An 18,821-nucleotide genomic window follows, 5' to 3' on the forward strand; every position below is an offset into this window, starting at 1 on the left:
ATTTTGCATAGCAAAATGATGCATATAGACTGCTTGTTTTACTGATTATCTCCAGCGTTTTCTCTCCAGCACTTGGACGCTGAGCACGATAAACACGATAATCAAGGTAACATAAAACAAAATATCGGCGAAATTCAGTACACCCTTCTGCAAGTTCATACCACGGCCGATTATGGAAAAGAGACCGAGATAGTCCTTAAGCTTACCACCAAGCAAATCACCTAACCATTCCACTGTCCAAAACATCAACAGAATGGCAAAAGCGACAATTCCAGTGACCATCTGATGAGCAGACAAGGAAGAAGCGAACAGTCCTACGGACATCATAGCCGCTCCAATCAAGAACATGCTCAGGTAAGATAGCCAAAATATAGGCTGATCCAGCGTTCCGTAAGCGCTCATAATCCAAGGGTAAATCAGGCAGCCTGCCACAAGCATCAATTGGACAACAGCGGCAGCCAAGTACTTACCGATGACAATTTCAGTGATGCTCGCTGGCGATGTCAGCAGTAGCTCATCCGTGCCTTGACGCAGTTCATCTGACATCAGTCTCATGGTCAGCAGCGGAATAATCAGCAGGAAGACGAACGTTACCGTACCAACCACCGGGCGAACATCGACAATATTAGGCGGGTTCAGGAAATTGGCGCTAAAGAAATAGCCTGAAATCAGAAAAAAGAAAGCAAACGCTGCGTACGCTGTTGGTGAGTAAAAGTATAGCTGCAGCTCTTTTTTGCAAATGGCCCCTATTCTACGCATTTGGATTCCCCCTCTTATCCGAAGAAACAGTGGTACCACTCTTTTTCGCCAGACGGGATGAATTGTTAGCAAGGCTCCCTGATGCACCATCACCTGACGCATTGAGATCAATCGCTTCATTCGTTGTGAGCTTGAGGAAGATATCCTCCAGGCTCAAACTTTCCTTGCGCATCGCAAGGATGGGATACCGCCGCTCCGCCATGCGGTAAAAGATCGCTTCGCGAACGTCCACACGATCCGTGGCGGACACGAGTACCCGCACGGTCGGCTCCGCCGCGACCGTGGAAAACAATGCCTGCCCTGCCGCAGGCTCGGCTGGCACAGCTTCCGCACCCACGCCGTGCTCGGGCGCGTCTGGATTCGGCTGCGGGGCAAGCGCAGCCGAATCGGTTGCTGCCGTCCCTGCGGCAGCGAGCACATCCGCCAGCGGCTTCACGCTGGCGATCTGCGGCAGGCTGCGCAGCTCGGCCAGTACCGCCTCGCGCGGCCCTTTTACTTCAAGCGAGACCTCAAACGTCTCGCCCATTGATTGCGCCAGCTGATCAGGATGTCCATCCAGTACGATGCGCCCTTGATTGATAATCAACACCCGATTGCATAACGTATTGATCTCGGGCAGAATATGAGTACTCAGCAGCACCGTATGATTCTCACCCAGCTCGCGAATGAGCTGACGAATTTCAATAATCTGTTTGGGATCCAATCCCGAGGTTGGTTCATCCAAAATCAATAAATCGGGATTATGCAGAATCGCTTGTGCCAGTCCCATCCGCTGTTTATAGCCTTTGGACAAGCTGCGCATAATCTGACGCTCCCGTCCCTGTAAGCCAAGACGTTCGATGACCTCACCAATCCGGTGTTTTTGCTGCTTCACAGGAATTCCGCGGAGATCGGCAATAAATTGCAAATACGACTGTACCGACATCTCAGGATACAGCGGTGGCGTTTCCGGCAAATATCCGATCTTCTGCCGGGCTTTCCGCGGATGATCGGACATCGATAAGCCGTCAATCGCAATGGATCCATGGGTCGGATTCAAATAGCCTGTAATCATCCGCATGGTCGTGGTTTTACCCGCCCCGTTTGGTCCCAAAAACCCGACAATTTCACCGCGGCTCATGGAAAAATCGATGCTCTGGACCCCTCTTTGGTTCTCGTACAATTTGCTGACCTGTTTTACCTCAAGCACCTCAAAACCTCCATTCAAAACGAATTATACCTTCTTCAAGCCATGTCCACTTTTCTGTCTGCTTAACCAAAGCAACCATAATATACAAGCCCAACAATAAGCCCAGCTTAAACGAATCTGAAAATTCGCTTAAAAAAATGTGTCTAAAACGTGAACAAAGCAACTTTGATCCCTGAAAACAAATAAAAGCCGTGAAATGAGATCCGCTCTACGCAGTCCTCATTTCACAGCTTTCTTTAATACTTTATATCCGTTCATTCAGCAGCTTCCTTAAGCCTCTGCAAGATGGTATATTCATCAGGGTATACCATCGCATATTGCGTTAAGCCAACGATTCGGAACAATCGTTCCAGATATGTAGATAAACCGCACATAAACGTGTAGAGATTACCTATTGCCCGTTCGCGAATAAGCCGCAGCAATACGGCTATCCCTCCGCCAGTGCTGGAGCTAACACGGTAAAAATTCAAAATTAATGCCCGCTTCTCAGTCTCCAAACCTCGTGGGGAATCACGGAACCTTGACAACAATACGTCAAACTGAATCGTCAAATCCCCATTCAGCTCCAATATTATCACTGAACCTGAATATCTGACCTTCATCGATAAAGTTTCCGCTAACGGAAGTACCATCTCGTTCGTTCCCCCTGTCGGATCACTTTGTAAATACATATCGGTAAGGTTAGTTAAATCGTTTCATCTTCCACCACACCTGTGGAGCTTCCCCCATAAACCATTTTACTCATTTCTGAAAAAGGTACCCAACCCAGCTCTTTGCGGCATACCTGCTCCCATTTACCATACCAACGTCGAGCCTCAGATTCTCGACCAGTTGAAATCAAAAACTCGACAAAGGCCTGGTATCCTTCTTCTTCTAGTGGCCGGATCTCTATCCATTGACCATAGTAAACTTCCGCAAGTTCACGCTTATCTTGGGTACTATAATACAACGCCATTTTCCGCAAAATACCGACCTGTTTGTCAACTAAAGATTCCCGGTAAGCCTCAAGCCAATCTACATAGTGCAGCTCGGGAATCAAATCTCCATACAACTGCTTTGCTTGATTGTAGAAATCGACTGCAAGCTCATAATCCGTTCCCCAGGCCTGATCCCCCATTCGTGTCAGGTTGTGATAATTGACTAAATCGACCTGTCCCAGCAATTGTTTATTAAAGCTGAGTGTCCCATCCTTGATGACAATAGCCGACTCCATCCGCAGCTCTTGTTTCAAGGTTTGCTTAAGCTGATGAATGATTACATACAGTTGATTATTCATTTTATCTGCGTCGACTTGCTGCAGCAGCACTTCCATCGCCCGTTCCTTTGGCGCTGACAGATCGGGCTGTATGAGCAAATAAACAAAAAGCTCCAGCGCCTTTTTCCGCTTCCATTTCACATTTTTAACTTCTATATCGGCATTGATGAATGTCAATGTTCCAAAGCAGCTAATATTCCAGCTTCGGTCTGTATTAGGCTTAGTTACGTTCTGTGCCCGCAGCCGCGACTCCCACTGCGTTATCCAAGCCGAATAAGAAGAGTTATTGACCAGTTCCAGCCATGCCTGGAGCTTAATATGCAAGCGATCTGCGTCTATGCGGCTTCCCCGCCATTTGGCTTGCAAGTACCGAATACCACATACTTGAAGCTGAATAGGCATATCACTGCTCAAAGCAGCCTCCAGACGATTCAGTTGGTTCCACAAGGTATCATCGATCTCACGCTCAGTCAGCAGTTCCGCTTCTATTCTCCGAATCCAATACAATGCAGCGTATTCATACGACAGCTCATCGCTTTTCACGGTAGAGAATGCAGTAATCGCTTGCTCCCATTGCTCACGTCGGCTATGTATAAGGCCTTTAATGAATTGTCCCCATGTATACAGCGTTGGATCGAGCCTCGATTTCTGCTCTGCATTTATACCAATTCGCTCCAGCTCCAATTCGCTTATATCAGATATCGGATCCAACAGGCGGTCAGCATATAGCTGCATACAGCACAGGTTCGCACCTGCTTGTATAAAAAGTCCCTCTGCCTCCTTGTATGCAGAGTCTTCGCCCTTTAGTGTATCGATTAAATATGAACCTCGAGCCAGTACATGAAGAACCTTCCCCCCCACGAAAGACTCTTTCCTTTCCCACTCCATATGTAAAAATTTCAGTAATGTCTGGGCATCCTGCCATTCTCCAATCCGTAAACAAACAGCAGCCAACTGCGCCATCGAATCCAACATCATGAGCTGTAAACCCATCCTAGCAAAGCCTTGAACAGCCTGTTTCAATAAAGCATAGGCTTCAGCCAGCTCACCCTTGTATGCACAATGCCCACCCTGAAGCTGCAGCAGCAACGCAGATTTGCAGACCCATGTGTTTGGTAGCTGATCGACCAGTTCCAAGCTTACGCTACCACCATCCATAAGAATCCTTTCCATACTCCAAACCGTTTCCTCATACCGCTGCTCATTCATGAGTTGAACCATAGTTTGAGCTGTCGTAATCAATTATTCACCCTCTTACTGGCTATTTTTCAAAATTCTGAATGAGCATTTCTATAAACCTGTGAGGTTGCTTCTATACCATCAAAACCTGATTAAAAAGAATTAATTAGTGCATTAAGCGTTTATTTTATTGATGACACTTGAGTTTGCATGACAGCTACCACTTGTTCGACTTCAGCACGGCCCTTCGAAGTCTGCGGTGTTTTTTGCAAATATACTTGTAGTTGTTCGACCGCTTGATCATACTTTTGCTGCTCCCGAAGACATAGCCCCACAAATCGATAGGCTTCAACATAATTGGGGTCACTGCTCAGCGGCTGTAAAACCACAATCGCCTGCGCGTAATCCTTCTTTACATAAAGTAGCTGCCCTTTTTTGAATAGCAGATCTTGAAATGCAGGATTATGTTGAAGTCCCGACTCAATAGTCGTGAACGCCCCATCCGGTTTATTTTGCAGCATCAAAATTCCGGCTTTGTTGTTATAGGCTTCTATTGTCCCAGGCGTCTTTTGAATGGTTTGATCATATTGAGACAACGCTTCTTCCAGCTTATTTTGCTGCCGGGCAATGTTGCCAAGTGCGAAATGGTATTTGCCTTCCCCAGGTTCTTTGTTGATTCCTTTCATTAACATCGGCTTGGCCTCTTCCAGCTTGCCTTCTTTGATCAGCTTCGTCGCCTGTTCATATTCCTGACTCGTACTTTCCACCTGCTTCGGAAAAAGAATCGGATATATATACCAGATCGCCGCTGCTAGAATGATGCCGATTAGACCCAGGACCCATTTGTTTTCTTTCATCTCCAGCCTCCAATCGACAATATCTTCCTTTATTTTCGCCGCAAATAGAAAAAGAGTCAACCCGAAGGTTGACTCTTTTTTGAGGTACATCTAATCCTGATACACATAGAATGTAACGGTGTTATATAATGAGCCATTTGCTTTGTTCTTCAATCCATTAATTTCCAGTTTGTATTCGCCCGGAATTCTTGTAGCGCTGTACTTAAATGCTGCATATGTCGTATCAATAACTGTGTAGGTTGCAGTTACAACCGTTCCATTACTTGTAAATGTAGCACCGCTAAAATCAAGCGTTGTCGACAAGTTTTCGCTAAATCCTACAATTAAGTAATCCGCAGCGTTACCTGCTGCAATATGGAATGCGCTAACACCACCAACATTATTCAATCCGCTATTTCCACTATATACCGAACCAGAAACAGTAGCAGTAGTGTTGTAAGTTAGATAAGTTACCGTAGTTACTGAATTTGAAGCTTTAACAGTAACTTGGAATTCTTTAGTACCAGAATTGCTGCCGCTGCTAACAGTAGCTGTTAATGTTACTACTGTGTCAGCTGCTTGCCGCACTACAACACCTGTGTTGCTAACCACAGCCGTGTTCGAGGAAGACCATGTAATGGTTGTTCCATTTGCTGCGTCTGTTGTTGCGAGAGTAAGGTTTTGTGTAACCGAAGTAGCTGAATCACCAGAAGTATAACCAATTACTAGCGCATTAATACTTGCAGCCACAGCTGTTTCTGAATTTCCAGTAGCTTTAACAAGAACAGTGAAAGCTTTAGTTGCAGTAATCGAACCCTTACTAATTGTCGCCGTCAAAGTTACAGATGTGTCAGCTGTCGGACGCGTAATAGTACCGTCGTTGCCAACTACAGCCGTGTTCGAAGATGACCATGTAACGGTTGTTCCATTAACACCTGTTGTTGGCAAGTTAAGATTGCTTTTAACGGATGTAGCTGAATCACCATTTGCATAACCAATTGCCAATGCGTCTTTAGTTGCATTTACATCAGCATTATCAGGTGATACTTCAACCTTACCGCCACCCACACTGATGATTATAGAGATAGCCGCAACTTTATCTGTATCACCAGTCAATATGATCGTGATAGTTACTGTAAATGCTACAATATTGACAGTTGAAGACACATTCAAGGCAAAGCTTGGTACTGTGGAACTTGCGGATACCTTAGAAATAGTCCCCGCGCCATCCAACGATACCTTGATATTTGCTGTAACTACCAAAGATTTTAATGTAGAGCCTGTCTGCGTTTTTACATTCGTGTTTGCACCCAGGTTCAATGCTGCCACGGAAGTGCTGCCACCTCCAGTTGTTGGAGCATTTACATTAATATTTACATTAACTGCCAGACTAGTCACGTAGACGGCATCTGTAATCGTACCTCTAAGTTGAACTTCTTTGCCTGCAGCTCCCGCTCCGATATTGATATTACCAAAGCTACCTTTAGTTGCTTCAATAATGGCACCGGAACCTACATAAGTGCTAGCTATTACTGTAGTTCCCTCTGTTACAACACGAACCAATGCTGTTTGGGACGCGTTAGTATCAATTTTCAATTCTACTACAATAACAATATTAACTAATTTAATAGAATTAGGGCTACCCGAAGCAACGACGATATTGTCCGCTTCAATGTTTCTGAGCGTAATTTCGCCTGTCTCACCAGGATCAAGGGTCAAAGTTCCTTTAACTATGGTCTTGGAACCATCAGCAGGACCATAAGTATCACTTGCAGTTAATCTGATATTTTTATACGTAATACCGCCGTTTGCGAGCAACTGCTTATCTGCTACTGAATTATTGGAGCTACCACTGCTGCTGCTGCTTCCGCTTCCGCCAGTTGCTGCACCAGTTACCGTAATGCCTGTGTCTTTGCCTAAGTAGCTAAGCTTATATACAGTTCCGCCTGTTTGCAAACTAGTTGTTAAAACAACTACCGTTGTGCTTCCGGATTTCAACTCTGCTTTGGTAACTGTCAAGCTGTTATCAAATGTGAAATCGGATGCAGACACTGTACCTACTGCTTGATTGAAGGTCACTTCTACTGTTGTATTGTTCGTTACGACAGCGGAGCTGACAGCTAATGTTCCAACAGCAAGCGCTTTTGCCTTAGTGATGATAGAGTCCTTGTTGTTCTTGAACTCATAGGCCAGACGAGCAACCGCTTGTCTTTCCGAGTTGTCTTTAGGACTGAATTTGACAGAGCCTGCTCCATCGTCAATCCCTTGCAAGAAGCCTACTTTGAAAGCAAGCGATACATGAGCTTTAGCCCAATCGGAAATGGTATTCAGATCGGATACCTTGGCATCAACAGCTACCTTGGTTGCTGTTTCCTCAAGACCTAGAGCGCGTATAAAGAATACAGCCAGCTCTTCTCTTGTTACTTTAGCATCAGGAGCAAATGTTGTTGCTGAATTACCTTGTGTAATATTGGATTGAACCAAAGCTCCGACAAAACCTCTGTACCAGCTGTTTTTGTCTACGTCTGTGAAGGCAGCCGCTTGGTCCGGATTTTCTTTCAATCCAAGGGACAACACGAGGATTTTGGCCAATTCGGCACGGGTGATCGATTTACGGGGTTGAAAGCTTCCATCCTCGTAACCACTGATTATCCCACTATCGACCAAGCTTTGAATTTCCTTTTGCGCGTAGGAATCCGCGATGTCCTTCAATGGCACTGCTGCAGCGCCCCAAGCTAATGCAGGCAATAGCAAACTGAACAACAGCGTGAACACAAGAACAGAGCTGATCTTACTGCGTGCTTCTTTCAAAAACATTGTTTCTCCTCCTCTTATTCTTTTGTCAATGAACATGGATCATCCAGTAAATGTGCAGCCTCCGAACAGAAAAGGGTTTACACATATTTACATGAATACATACATCATCTGTATCATACAATATCGGACCTTACAAAATTCTTACAAAAATCAACAAAAAAGCAGTCAGGACCTGATACAAAGGACCTAAACTGCTTCATATTCAACGAAATTCGATTATTTATTATTTAAAAGCTGTCCTCTTGTGACACCCAGTTGATTGGTTGCCTTCAATGTTTTCCATACTTGAGTCCCACTGATTTCGCCGCTCAACGCACGCTCGTACAAGGAAATAACCTCTTTGACCTTATCCCCTGTCTCCTCTAAAAACTCAATACGGAAGGAGGAGATACCCAGATCCATGAAGTTCCGTACATATTCAGCTCCAGATTGATCTACCGCATTATACACCGTATTCCGACAGCCTTCGTCAACTCGTACAGGATGTGACATGCCGACACGATCCTGAAGTGAAATACTGTGGTCCTCGCAAGGACGTCCGCAGTTCGTATAATCTGTTCCTTCACTGAGGAATGTACAATATACACAATGCTCAGTATGGAACATCGGCATATGCTGGTGAATAACGACCTCCAGCTTCGAGGTATCTGTCGCATGCAGCAGATCGACCATTTGCTGAATATTCAAATCATAAGATGGTGTAACTTTGTTCAAACCGGCTTCAAGAAACAGTGCTGCTGTTTTATGATTGGAGACATTCAGGGAAAAATCTCCGATCAGCTCAGGATGCTGCTCATTCGGCTGTTCGAGCCGCTGCTTTAAATAGAAATAAACAGCTCCTGTATTGCGAACCAGAATCGCATCCGGCTTCAGCTTCGAAATATTACGGAAATATCCGGTTTCCCCCGGCATATGAATGCGCGGTGTAGCAAGCGCAATACGCTTACCGGCGCGACGAGCTGCTTCTACAGCTGCGGGAAATTGCTTAATAAACTCGAAATCGGCGATCACCATATCGACATTGGTAGCAAGCGCCGCCTCAACCTGCTCCAGACTGCGGCATAAAGCGGTCATACGTACCTGCGGAGCGGCGGTAGCAAGTTGCTTCTGCGGAGCAGCTTGCGCAGGAACGTCTGCATAAGCATCGACACTGCGCTTCACGTATGCCCGCGGACGCTGACGTTCAGTCTCCAGCAGCTCTACAGCACTGCGGCGCATGCTGTTAAGCTCGCGCATCGGTACGATGAGTTCCCCTTCCAGCTGCACATCAAGTTCTCCGAGCTCTAGAATCGTGCCGCCCAATCGACCCAACTGCTCTGCGAATAACGCTTCATCCATCGGCCGCTTTTGTGCTTGTACCAGCGGTAGCTCCGACTCTACGTAGGCAGTATGCCCGGTTCGCGTATCGGTCCACCAGCTGCGAAGCGGTTCGCCCAGCGTTCCAGTTACTTTAATATTCACCGGAAAGGTACGGTAAGGCCGATCATTTTCGAATGATTGGCGCAGCCTTTTGTCCAGATGCGGATCATTCGTTTTCCATATCCGGTCCCCCACATGCAGGCACTTCAAGTCAACATCGTTGCGTCCGGCAATAATTTCGATCAATCCACCTGCCGCTTCACCCTCCAGCTTCACACCTCTACGGCGGATGTCGTATACACGACCGCCTTCTTCTTTTTTGGTCGGATCCCCCGCGTCAAAGCAGATGCCATCACCGCGTTTAACAGGAGCTTCAAGCTCACAGACCACGCCATCACGCAAAATTTGCTTCACACGACCCAGATAAATACCACGGCTTTTCGGATAGGTGCCTTCTACGAGCTGCTTGTTATTTGTACCCTTTAGAAATCCGTACGTAAACCCGCGGGAAAAGCTTTGCTCCAATTCACGCAGCTCCTCCTTGCTCGGTCTTACATCGCCACCGTCAAAATAGCGATCGATCGCTAGCCGATACTTGCTAACTACGTTTGCCACATACTCAGGGCTTTTTAAACGGCCTTCAATTTTAAAGGAAGTCACACCCGCTTCGATCAGCTCCGGAACCAGCTCAAGCGCCGCCAAGTCCTTTGGTGACAGCAGGTAGGCGATATCGCCCATCGGCTTTTGCACCCCATCCACCATTAAATCATACGGTAAACGGCAAGCCTGCGCACATTCTCCACGATTGGCTGAACGGCCTCCCCACATTTCCGAGGTCAGGCACTGTCCCGAATACGATACGCATAAAGCGCCATGCACGAACACTTCCATCGGCAGCTTTGCCTGATCACCGATTTGCTTGATCTGCTTAAGGTTGTTTTCACGCCCCAATACGACCCGTTCGATATCCCATGTCTTCGTAAACTCGACAGCCTCTGGCGAGGTGATCGTCATTTGCGTCGAACCGTGAATAGGGAAATCCGGTGAAATATCACGGATCATCTTCACGAGACCAAGGTCCTGCACGATAACCGCATCTACTCCCGCCTCGATACAGGCTTCAATCAGCTTTTGCGCTTCTCTCAACTCTTCTTCAAATACCAATATATTAAATGTCAAAAATCCCTTCACCCCATACAAATGAAGAAAGGACATAATATCCGGCAAATCATCCATTAAAAAATTGTTCGCTCTTGCCCGCGCATTGAATTTCTCCACACCGAAAAATACAGCATCAGCCCCATTGGCTACTGCTGCCCGTAAACAATCCCAGTCTCCGGCGGGTGCCAGTAATTCAATATCCGATCGTTTAATTGTTGTCATGCTTATATGCCTCCGAATGTTGTTCCATTTGCAAGTACCCGTAAAGGGAGTACCCGCAGTGATCTTTCTAAAATGAACGTGTTCCCATATGTTCACAGCTCAATACGAGCTTCTATATATACAGTGTAACAGAATTGTCAAGTCTAAAGCCACTGGAATTGCCTTCAAAAAAGGCAAAACTCATATAAAAATGTTGTGAAATTAGTCTTTTGTACAACTTTGACGTCTCTTCGCCCAAGTCTCTCATAAGTTAACAAAGGTCTGCATCCATGATATACTATTTGAGTAGTTTAACCGAGTGAAAATTGAGGGGTTTTTTTGAAGTTAACCAAAGTCCGGATTACAGGTGCCGCTGTCGGTCTCCTGCTAATCCTTATCGCGTTTGTATGGCTTTTTGTTTCCAATAAGGATTTGTCGATTCACATGGTCTATGTCACAAAGGGCGACAGCTTCGATACCGCGGCATTCGGACAGCTGAACCAGTCATTAGTTGCCAATTTACAGCTGGAACGACAGCCCCTCGATAAGCTAAGCTTACGGCAATTAAAAGCTTTTCATACCGTATACGTAGATCCTTCTCTACATGGAGCTTTATCCGTACAGCAGGTCGATATGCTGCAAAGCTATGTATCCCAAGGCGGACATTTGTTCCTTGAAAATGGTTTGGCATCTGATTTTCCATTAGATTTTATTGGCGCTAAACAATTGGTGGGACTCGCTCCACCAGATAAGATGAAGGCAAGTACACAGCCTCAAGAGGCGGGCTGGTCATCCTTCCAGTATCCCGAGGTCGAGCTGAATTTGCAGGCTATCCAGCAGTTATTCCGTCAGTTTACTGATAATTACCTGCAGCATGACGGGTTGGCTGATCTAGGTCGTTTTTCATGGGGACAAGGCTTGCTCGTATCTACGGCTGAACCGATCGTTACACTGAACGATACGACATTGTTTGCTTTGAACCGATATGGACAAGGGACCGTGTTTGTCAGCAGTGCCCTGCTGCCTAATCGCTATTATATTACAGGCTATGATTTGGCTGGCGGTATGGACGCAGCGCTGGGCTTCACCAAGCTTGCCGAGACGATGAACAGCAGCAATAAGCCTGCCTCTGGCGCCTTATATTTTGATCGCAGCCAACTGCCCTTGGCGCCTTATTTTCATTTCACCTTCTCTACAGGCAGCGCGCTGCTTCGCAGTGAATATGCTGCGTTTGTGTCCAAGGAGACGTTCGGCTACAGTGTAAAAAAAGTGCTTGGACCTTATGGCCGGCCTGCGATGGCCCATCAAAATCATTTTGAAGCAATTGAAGCGATTCGGGATGGTGAAGGCATTCAATGGGCGGAATTATTGAAGAAATACAATCAGCTTCCGTCGTTTTCACTCGTTCGCTCCTCTTTCCATTGGGGGCTGTGGCAGGAATCCGTTGCCGTTCACCTAAATACAGGTACGAACGAAAAACCTGCTTTTGTTGGTGAAACGGTGAATTCGTTTTATTCCAGCGGCACTCGTCTCATCAGCGAGGGACGTCCCATTCAGCTGGCACGTGATCCCAACTATCACTCACTGGGAGATGCCTTCCAGGAACCGTATCGTGCCTACCCGACCCTGGCGGATCTTAATGGCGATGGGCTGCCAGAGCTGATTGTCGGGTCATCTGACGGATCGGTCTATGTCTACCCTAACTTAGGCTCACAGCCTGAGGCTTATGCCGGGCAGGTGCTGCCGGAAAGCGCGGGCGCAGGTGAAGTGCGTAAGGGCACCAGCATCGCGGCGCCAGATGTCTTCGGGAAGCGGGAGCCACTTCGGCTGCTAAATGGGCAGCCGCTGCAGACTGGGTCATACGCAAGTGTAACCGCGTATGACCTGAATGCCGACGGTAGGCCGGATCTGATCCTCGGCCTATCGGACGGCACGCTTGCCGTCGCCTATGGCGCAGCCGGCGGCGCGTTTACACCGCCTGCCCCGCTGCTTGCGGGCGGGCAGGTCATTCGTGCCGCAGCACCTGTGGCTGCGGCTGTCGGTGACACCACCGGCGACGGTGTACCCGACCTCATTGTCGGGGATGCCGCAGGCGGTGTAATGCTCTATCACGGCCATCGCGAAGCGGGCCGCGAGGGCGCCGCAGGCGCAGGCGGCGTTAACTCCGGCGCAGCCGGGCAGCCGCTTGCCTTTGAACCGGGCAGCCTGCTGTTCAGGCTGCCTGCGGCTTACGCCGCGCCATCGCTGCGCGATGTCAATGGCGATGGCCGACTCGAGCTTGTGGTCGGCAGCTCGGAAGGCGATCTGCGTGTGTATACGCAGCAAGCAAACGGTCAATGGCAGGCTGACGGCGTGCTGGAAGGCTCTACGCTGAACCAGCTCGGCAATCATGCGCTCGTCGGAGGGCATAATTCCGTGCCGCTATGGTATGATCTGAATCACGACGGTAAAGATGATCTGATCGTCGGACAGCTCGAATTCGGGATGCCGACAACGGTAGATGATCCCAAGTTCCCTTACGCGGAGCAGCTGCAAGCTTTTATTCAATATAGTAAGGATCATTATCTCGAACTGTACCCGCATCTATTTGTCCATAATTTCACAAGCGATGCGCAGGAGAAAGAAGAGCTCGCACTGCATCGGCAGGCCTTTGATCGACTCGGTATTCCCTGGAAGATGCCGGGAACCAACCAACATACTTGGCGGATCAATAACCCTGATCCTACACAGACGCTGCGTAACGAAAGGGATGCCGGAATATGGTTTAACTTCGGCTTTAGACCTGCCAACATCCCTAATGAGCCGCGGCTGGGCGTGCAGTACAATTGGGGAATGCCTTTCCTGATGACAGATTCCACATCCGGTCTGCCAAGTCAGCCACCTATGCTGCTGAGCACACCTGCACCTGTACTTCGTCTTGATCCGCAGTATACGACGGAGGATTTGTTCGATTCCTATATTACCCAGGATATGCCGATTGATTATTTCGAGCATATCGAATATCATTTTCCAAGCCGAGTTGGCGAGCTGCTCGAATTTGTGAAATTTTTGGATCAAATTCGCAATCAGCACAGCTACAACTTTATGTCAGAGACGCAAATGGCGCGTTCAGTCCTTAATACCTTGACAACACAGGTAACCGTTTATCGTCCTTGGAGTGAAGTCGTTTTCGATCGAATCAAGCATTTGTTCGGTATGCGTACAGAACCTACGATTCGCATCAAACCGCTAACGCAAGGCGTGCCTGAACAGGCGGCCGAATACAAAGGAACACTTGGTGTTTCCATTGAGCGTGGTCAAGCCTATGCAGATCGTCCATTGTCAACAGAATCGGATATTTCCGATTGGCGCAATGATAAGCTGTATGTAGGTGTTCCGTTAACTACACTCGTTCGCTTTGAGAATTCGAAGCCATCTAGTGACAATGCCGTCCCTATTGCTGACTATTCATTATCGACTTCCGGTCCGCATTTATTGCGCAGCAATGTGCCGTATACACTGCACAAGGCACCCAATGAGTGGAAGCTTGAGCTTCAATCGGACGGTATGCAGCAAATACAGCTGAGAAGCGCAGTTCCCCTGAATATCGAAGGAGATCAGCTTCAGGTCGTGCAGCAGGATGGTAGCGATCTGTATACCGTAACCCATTTTGGCGCAGCAACGACGATTCTTATTCATTATTAATCGGTGCCAGCCGCCTTTATACTTAGTTATCAGAACTGCCCAAACAAGGAGGAAACCCACATGCAAGACCTGCTTTCCCAGTTAGAATCGCATATCCGCAATCGCTACGAAATAGAAGCCGATGACGATGAGTTTACCCCAGATGTCCATCTGTTCGATTACGGCTATGTGGACTCCATCGGCGCTACGGCGTTAATTGCCCATATCGAGCAAACGTATGGCATTCAGGTGACGAATCAGGACCTGATGCTGTATTCTATGAATACCGTGCGTGAAATCGCCGACTTCATCCAAAAAAAGACTGCGAGGTAATGACCTATGGAATGCGTCGTTTCTCTCGAAGGGCTGGCACTAAGCCAGCATGGCCAGCTGAAATACGCGGCCGCCTTCATCGACGAGCAAATTCGCGATATCCGGCTTGAAAATAATCATATTCATATTGTCCATGAATCACCCAAAGGCGATGCTGCGATTGAAGCACAAGTACGCCGCTTGATCGAACGTTTTTCACATGGTGATTTTGGCTTCAAAGAAAATATTTTGTTCGAGCAAAAGGTGAACACGCCCTATGAAGGCGATATTATTGCCGAGCTCGTAGACCGCAAAATCATCAAGGTTCTGGAGGAAGGCCTGTTCATTTTCCGTGAACCGTTTTCCAGTCTGATGCGCTTTTTTGACTATTCGTTCGTCTCTAAGGTCGGCAATCGCTTCGAAGGCATCAAAGAAGAGTCCTATCCCGCCGTTATTCATTGCGAAACACTGAATAAAACGAACCATTTTACTTCGTTTCCCGAGCATATCCATTTCTTGACACACCTGCGTGAGGATTTGGACATTATTGAAGCCTTTTCACAATCCATTCGGGAGTCCGGTGGCTGGAAGTCAGATGCTCCGCTCGATATGAACACTACGATGCCATCACCAAAGTTCACGATGAACCCTTCGACCTGCTATCACTGTTATGAGGGCTTGCAAAATGAAACGCTGGAGGGTGACGGTCTTATCGTTTCCGCTATTTCCAAATGCCATCGCTTTGAATCTCGTAACCACAGCGATTTTGGACGTTTGCTGGATTTCAGCATGCGCGAAATTATTTTTGTCGGTAAACCTGAGTTTGTTAAGGAAAACCGCCTGCGCGCTATCGAGTATATGAAAGAATTAGCTGTCGAGTGGAATGTTGACTGTATGCTTGAAATTGCCAATGATCCTTTTTTTACCAATGATTTTCAAACAAAGGCTTCTTTTCAACGCAATCAGGAGATGAAATATGAGCTGCGTCTGACGATACCCCACATTAAAAAATCGATTGCCTGCGGATCGATTAATTTCCACAGCAACACGTTCGGCAATGCCTTTCAAATTAAAATGGGTAAACGTCCCGCTGTTACCGGCTGTGTAGGCTTCGGGATTGAACGCTGGACTTTTGCCTTCCTGGCACAGTTTGGGTTGGATGAAGCCGATTGGCCGGCAACGTTCCGCGAACAGTATCACGCTTGGCAGCAAAAGTCTCTGTAAATTCTCACTCGTTATGCATTATGATGCACAAGCTCGCTGACGTAATCACTAATCAATTACGTACTATAAATTCTTTATCACTAAACAAAGATGTGGGTTCCTTATGAAACTGATCGCCTTTTTCCGTAAAAACAGCTTCGTGCTGCTGCTGCTCGCCGCTTTTGTGCTATCGGACGTTCTGATCTCGATGTGGGACCCGATGGTCACCTCGCGGCGTTTTTACAAAAATGACTTTACCAAAACCTTATATCATCACGGCTGGCTGGATCATGGACCGGTTTTCTTCGGAAATTCCTCCGTCACAGGTGCCTATATCGAAGAGCAATCCAAATCGGGGCTCATTGAGCTGGGACTGTCCTACGGGAAGCTAACCGACCTGCAGGCGCTGCTGGAGCGGCAGCTTTTTCATGTCAAGGATCAGCTTGTTATAGCCATTGACGTACATACGATGATCGACAGTCTGGAAACGGACCCGACCTATCAGTGGTTCAAGCCCTGGTACCAGCCCTATGTGTATACTTATCGCGACTATTTTCGGGATTCCGGCAGTGAAGCCGTTCGGCAGCTGTATGAGGGCACACTGGAGCTGAACCGCTCCAAGCTGTTCGCTTACGTGCCTCGTTGGATTGATAAGGAGCTTTATTATGGCAAAAAAGCCGATGATGAGCTGAAGACCAAATGGGATGATTACGAGCGCCGCTTCGGCTGGATGTCACAGCCTGACTACAAAGATAATTTACAGGCACTCGATTCTATTTTGCGATATGCCGATGATCACAAGCTGCCTGTACGTGTGATCTGGATGCCCTGGAATCCGGCGTATCCGGTTCCCAAATATATGGCAGGCATACAAACCACAGTGAATCAAAAGCTCGCTCAGCATCAGGTTCCTGTGCTGGATCTGCTAAGTACCTACAAGCCTGCGCAGTTTCATGATCTCGTCCATTTGAGCCGTGAAGTCGGGGCTCCCGTATTCACCAAGGAGGTTGACGCATGGCTCCAATCCCTCGCAAAATCGTCGAAGTAATTGTGTATACGGTGATGCTCATTATTGTTTTGATCTATTTTACAGGTAAAGGATTGTTTATATACGAGGGGTTCTGAGCCTCTTCAAGGCTCGGCCATCTTTCATTCAAGGGAGTCAGGTTATGTGGTATTTGAACATGAACGCAGTCATGGCCATGTGTGGAATGATTCTCATTCTGGCGCTTACCCGCTGGTGGCCCCACAATAAACGCATATTACTGCTGGCGTTCAACCTCAGCTTCCTGCTGGTGTTCAGCAAGAAGCTTTTTGTCTTTTACATCATCTATACGATTGTGAATTATATCGCATTTCGATTCTTGTGTCAGACCACCTCCTGGCGCAGAGGCTGGTTCATTACTCTGATCACACTGAACATAGCTGGCGTTTGCGGAATGCGTATGTACGGAATGCAAATATTTGAAAACCCGTTGTTCGATACGGTGATGCTGCTTGGTTTGATCTACAACGTGCTGAAGGTTATCGATGCGCATTATTTTGCTTATTTTATCGGTAAAGATGCTCGTGCCGGGCTGATTGATTACGCTAACTATATTCTTTTCGTGCCGACCTTTACTTCAGGGCCTATTCTTAAATTCCGTGATTTTATGGCGGATACGAAACAGCCCTACAAGCTGACTTCATCGCAGGTTGAGGACAATGTCAAACGAATTATTATAGGGTTATTCAAAAAAATCGTAATCGTCACCTGGATGACCGACGTATTCAACCATATGCAGCAGGGTGAGCTCCATACGCATCAATCACTATTTCTGATGGTCTGGTTCTACGCGCTCATTTTTTTCGATTTCTCAGGTTATTCCGATATCGCCATCGGCTTTGGCCGCTTAATGGGCTATAATATTCCGGAAAATTTCAAAAAACCGTTCCAGTCGCCGACCTTGACTCAATTTTGGCGCAATTGGCATGCAACACTAGGGGATTGGTTTCGCGAGCATATTTTCATGTTTTTTTCACGTCAAGCTCCAAGCAAAATGACAGCAGCAGGCTTGTCCATCCTCATTATGGTGCTGATTGGTCTCTGGCATGGCTTTAGCTGGCTCTACTTTTTCTACGGGCTTTATCACGGAATCGTCATCGCATTGGAAAATTTGCTTGGCAAATCGACAGTCAATAAGAAAAAGGTATCACGCACCTATTTTCTCGCCCGCTGCGCGCTCACCCAAGCCATTGTAACCTTCTCCGTCATTATCTACAGTGGTAACACCGAAACCGTATGGAAAATTTACCGCGGACTGTTTAATTGGCCTTTTTAACCGAATGCGAATAAAACTGACAGTCCGCTTGCTTGTTTTCAACCGGAAGAGATCCTTGATCCGGCTGTACTCCATTCTTTCCAAGTACCCAGAGTCTCTATCCGGTTATCCCGGATAAGAGACTCTTTTCATGAGACGCTGAGCTCGACCTTCTGCAAGCTGTAGGTACTCCATTTAGATAAAAAGAGTGAACCGGCTATGTTATATCATGGGTTTGAGTTTACCATCACTTGAATGCCTGAAGGAGGATCACTGATTACTTTTTCAGCTTGGTACGCGATACCTTTGCTCTGGCACCGCCTGCGTCCCGTTTCTTCATACTACGGCTGCTAACTGTACATACTTCATCTTTGACAGTGCAGGATACAAAATGATGTGGAACTGGAACACAATGATGCCGATTGATAACTTCAACAGGATGAATAACCGGTACCGGTTGTGGATAGTAATAATTGCGGATCACCTGCGTTGGATCTGTAAAAACCGGGTCAGCCGGCGGACATTGGAAATTGTTATTGTAAGCCAAATGGATCATCTCCTTCTCTGTGAATGGTACAGTATATGTG

General features: G+C 47.1%; 13 protein-coding genes. 5 read left to right on the plus strand and 8 right to left on the minus strand.

Annotated elements, in window-relative coordinates; genetic code table 11:
• Window positions 1-45: 45 nt before the first annotated feature.
• From BK127_RS20810 to BK127_RS20840, 7 genes are all read right to left on the minus strand, one after another.
• A complete protein-coding gene (locus tag BK127_RS20810) occupies window positions 46-759 on the minus strand; it encodes an ABC transporter permease subunit (RefSeq protein ID WP_076233445.1) in 714 nt (237 codons plus the stop codon).
• Entirely contained in the window at window positions 752-1,948 is a 1,197-nt protein-coding gene (locus tag BK127_RS20815; RefSeq protein ID WP_083689447.1) for an ABC transporter ATP-binding protein, read from the minus strand. Before BK127_RS20815 ends, BK127_RS20810 begins: the two co-directional genes overlap by 8 nt.
• Window positions 1,949-2,202: 254 nt before the next feature.
• Window positions 2,203-2,580 carry an STAS domain-containing protein gene (locus BK127_RS20820; protein WP_076233446.1) on the minus strand — a complete coding sequence of 126 codons (378 nt, stop codon included), beginning with the start codon at window positions 2,578-2,580 and terminating at the stop codon, window positions 2,203-2,205.
• 53 nt (window positions 2,581-2,633) lie between these two features.
• Entirely contained in the window at window positions 2,634-4,445 is a 1,812-nt protein-coding gene (locus BK127_RS20825; RefSeq protein ID WP_076233447.1) for a bacterial transcriptional activator domain-containing protein, read from the minus strand.
• Between the two features lie 119 nt (window positions 4,446-4,564).
• Window positions 4,565-5,239: a tetratricopeptide repeat protein gene (locus tag BK127_RS20830; RefSeq protein ID WP_076233448.1), complete on the minus strand. Its 675-nt coding sequence runs from the start codon at window positions 5,237-5,239 to the stop codon at window positions 4,565-4,567.
• Window positions 5,240-5,329: 90 nt separating this feature from the next.
• Window positions 5,330-8,035, minus strand: coding sequence for an S-layer homology domain-containing protein (locus BK127_RS20835; RefSeq protein ID WP_076233449.1), 2,706 nt, complete (start codon window positions 8,033-8,035; stop codon window positions 5,330-5,332).
• Between the two features lie 216 nt (window positions 8,036-8,251).
• Window positions 8,252-10,777, minus strand: a complete 2,526-nt coding sequence (locus BK127_RS20840; protein ID WP_076233450.1) for a U32 family peptidase — start codon at window positions 10,775-10,777, stop codon at window positions 8,252-8,254.
• Between the two features lie 318 nt (window positions 10,778-11,095).
• Here BK127_RS20840 and BK127_RS20845 point away from each other — a divergent pair, with 318 nt between their 5' ends.
• The 5 genes from BK127_RS20845 to BK127_RS20865 all read left to right on the plus strand — a co-directional run bounded on the left by BK127_RS20845 (window position 11,096) and on the right by BK127_RS20865 (window position 18,255).
• The gene (locus tag BK127_RS20845; protein WP_076233451.1) at window positions 11,096-14,440 is read left to right on the plus strand and encodes an FG-GAP repeat domain-containing protein; all 3,345 of its coding nucleotides are present in this window, start codon (window positions 11,096-11,098) and stop codon (window positions 14,438-14,440) included.
• 60 nt (window positions 14,441-14,500) lie between these two features.
• Window positions 14,501-14,752 carry an acyl carrier protein gene (locus BK127_RS20850; RefSeq protein ID WP_076233452.1) on the plus strand — a complete coding sequence of 84 codons (252 nt, stop codon included), beginning with the start codon at window positions 14,501-14,503 and terminating at the stop codon, window positions 14,750-14,752.
• Window positions 14,753-14,758: 6 nt separating this feature from the next.
• Window positions 14,759-15,955 carry a class-II aminoacyl-tRNA synthetase family protein gene (locus BK127_RS20855; RefSeq protein ID WP_076233453.1) on the plus strand — a complete coding sequence of 399 codons (1,197 nt, stop codon included), beginning with the start codon at window positions 14,759-14,761 and terminating at the stop codon, window positions 15,953-15,955.
• 103 nt (window positions 15,956-16,058) lie between these two features.
• Window positions 16,059-16,982: a hypothetical protein gene (locus BK127_RS20860; RefSeq protein WP_076233454.1), complete on the plus strand. Its 924-nt coding sequence runs from the start codon at window positions 16,059-16,061 to the stop codon at window positions 16,980-16,982.
• Between the two features lie 121 nt (window positions 16,983-17,103).
• Entirely contained in the window at window positions 17,104-18,255 is a 1,152-nt protein-coding gene (locus tag BK127_RS20865) for an MBOAT family O-acyltransferase (RefSeq protein ID WP_076233455.1), read from the plus strand.
• 256 nt (window positions 18,256-18,511) lie between these two features.
• Here BK127_RS20865 and BK127_RS20870 read toward each other — a convergent pair whose 3' ends face one another.
• A complete protein-coding gene (locus tag BK127_RS20870; protein ID WP_083689450.1) occupies window positions 18,512-18,781 on the minus strand; it encodes a hypothetical protein in 270 nt (89 codons plus the stop codon).
• Window positions 18,782-18,821: the final 40 nt, after the last annotated feature.

This window comes from Paenibacillus sp. FSL H7-0331 (genome assembly GCF_001956045.1).

Bases quoted from the DNA above. Each gene is read 5' to 3' on its own strand.
- BK127_RS20810 (WP_076233445.1), bottom strand. From the start codon at position 759: ATGCGTAGAATAGGGGCCATTTGCAAAAAAGAGCTGCAGCTATACTTT.
- BK127_RS20850 (WP_076233452.1), top strand. From the start codon at position 14,501: ATGCAAGACCTGCTTTCCCAGTTAGAATCGCATATCCGCAATCGCTAC.
- BK127_RS20835 (WP_076233449.1), bottom strand. From the start codon at position 8,035: ATGTTTTTGAAAGAAGCACGCAGTAAGATCAGCTCTGTTCTTGTGTTC.
- BK127_RS20855 (WP_076233453.1), top strand. From the start codon at position 14,759: ATGGAATGCGTCGTTTCTCTCGAAGGGCTGGCACTAAGCCAGCATGGC.
- BK127_RS20840 (WP_076233450.1), bottom strand. From the start codon at position 10,777: ATGACAACAATTAAACGATCGGATATTGAATTACTGGCACCCGCCGGA.
- BK127_RS20820 (WP_076233446.1), bottom strand. From the start codon at position 2,580: ATGGTACTTCCGTTAGCGGAAACTTTATCGATGAAGGTCAGATATTCA.
- BK127_RS20865 (WP_076233455.1), top strand. From the start codon at position 17,104: ATGTGGTATTTGAACATGAACGCAGTCATGGCCATGTGTGGAATGATT.
- BK127_RS20860 (WP_076233454.1), top strand. From the start codon at position 16,059: ATGAAACTGATCGCCTTTTTCCGTAAAAACAGCTTCGTGCTGCTGCTG.
- BK127_RS20830 (WP_076233448.1), bottom strand. From the start codon at position 5,239: ATGAAAGAAAACAAATGGGTCCTGGGTCTAATCGGCATCATTCTAGCA.